General features: G+C 48.0%; 1 protein-coding gene and 1 pseudogene. One reads left to right on the forward strand and one right to left on the reverse strand.

Features of this window, described 5'->3' with window-relative positions; all coding sequences use genetic code 11:
* Nucleotides 1–969 (forward strand): hypothetical protein (locus tag ACN0IC_RS15265; protein ID WP_416879609.1); only part of this gene is annotated, 969 nt, incomplete at its 5' end.
* 263 nt (nt 970–1,232) lie between these two features.
* Here ACN0IC_RS15265 and ACN0IC_RS15270 read toward each other — a convergent pair.
* Nucleotides 1,233–1,744 (reverse strand): annotated as a pseudogene (locus ACN0IC_RS15270) (hypothetical protein); the annotation flags it as partial.

Below are 1,744 nucleotides of genomic sequence, written 5' to 3' on the forward strand. Positions count from 1 at the left end.
CACATGGCCCGACAAGCGGGCACTGCTGTGAATTTAACTAGAGCCGACATTGTATTGCTAGTGTTCAAGCCTGATCATAGCGCGGAGCTGTGGATTGATACCGCAGCGGTAAGCATCCAGTGCGCCGTTAAGAGAGCGATTAAAGCCGGTACCGTTGTATTTCAAAATGATATTGCAGACGTAACGGCTATGAGTTTTCCATGTGTGAATTTCGGTGCTGAGGACAAGGTCATCTGCCTTTTTCGGCAAGACTGGCGCTTCGGATTCGCCTTTGATATGAATCCAGATGGCAAGCTCGATCTTGAAGCTTTTAATAAAACTCTCGGCGCTCTGTACCGCCAAATGCGTTACAAGCATCTATACGAAGCATTGCGAGAGGCTTCGACATTTGACCGTCTATCAGGCGCAGGATGGTTTCCGTTCGTGGAGATTATTGGCAGTGAGTTCAAGGATATCTTGAATCATTGCGAAGCTCGCTTTGATATGACCGAAATAGAAGACAAAGTCCTTGCAGGATTCAACGCCGAGCGTATGAACCGTATACTTGAGCGTTGGCAAGCTAAGCCGCACTTTGGTGCGAAGGCAGCGTTGATGAGTGCGGCGATAGATGCGTTCAATAATAACGAGCCGATAGCAGTAATTAAGATTCTACTCACTGAGATAGAGGGTGTGCTCAATGAAGCGCACCGAGCTATTCATGGCCAGGGAGCGAAGATAAGGACCTTGTTGGACTTCGCAGCGGCTTCGGCCGAGAAAAAAGCAGGAAGTTCTGATACTTTGCTGTTCCCAGAAGCATTTGGCCGATACCTGAGAGGATATACGTTTGCCAACTTCAATCCGAGCACGCAAACAGGAGCAGCCAACTCTCGTCACGCAGTAGGTCATGGTGCAGCGCCCCAAGAAAGTTACACTATGACGCGTGCTTTGCAGACCATTCTGACTCTTGACCAGCTTGCATTTTACACTTAATGGAGTTGATTACAGTGATACGGTAAGGGTATGCACAACATTGCCGTAAACTCGGATGCATTTTTCGTTCGCTCTCCTCACTACAAATGCGCAGGTTACAGCTGACATTATCACACCATCTGAATGTTCGCTTTGCGACCCAAGCGCTCAATTTATGGAATCAATCTCCGGCCACTTGATGGTGTTATGACCAAGGGAAATACCCGGCGGCCAAAACTCTTTACCTATGTCATCGTAAACTGGCTGCAAGTAGTCGGCCTCAGCTAATGCCCGAGTTCGATATGCACTTTCCTCATGTGTCTCCGTAATTTCTTTTTGGACACCTTACAGCCGCAAACGCTGCACTTTACCATCTCGCGTTTCTTCAGTTTTTTCTGATCAGTCTTTTTAAGAGGCTGTATCTTGGGGGGTGGTATTTTGTATCCAAATTTATCGGCATCGTAGAGCCAAAAGAGATAGTCCGGCTCATAGAAGGGCCAGATGGTGTCTTTTGCTCTGTCGAGCACGCATAGCTTTCCCAGGAGAAATCCGGCGTTGTTTTTGACTCGAACCTCGGTGGATTCGAGTTCGTCAGATTCCAGGACGATGTCTGTATAGTTTCGATTCGCCTCTACACACGTTCTTTTCACAATACCAATCTCTAGATCGCTGCCTTCAGCAAGCTCCAGTGCTGTCTTATCGGTAACCAATGCTGGACCATCGAATTCTGACGTTTTATCTTCCGGATAAAAGCAACCGTGCTTGTACCAAGGCCATCCCAGCGGAGGGTCTAGCC

Source organism: Litorimonas sp. (assembly GCA_029936425.1).
In the GTDB taxonomy this organism is placed as follows: Bacteria; Pseudomonadota; Alphaproteobacteria; order Caulobacterales; family Maricaulaceae; genus Litorimonas.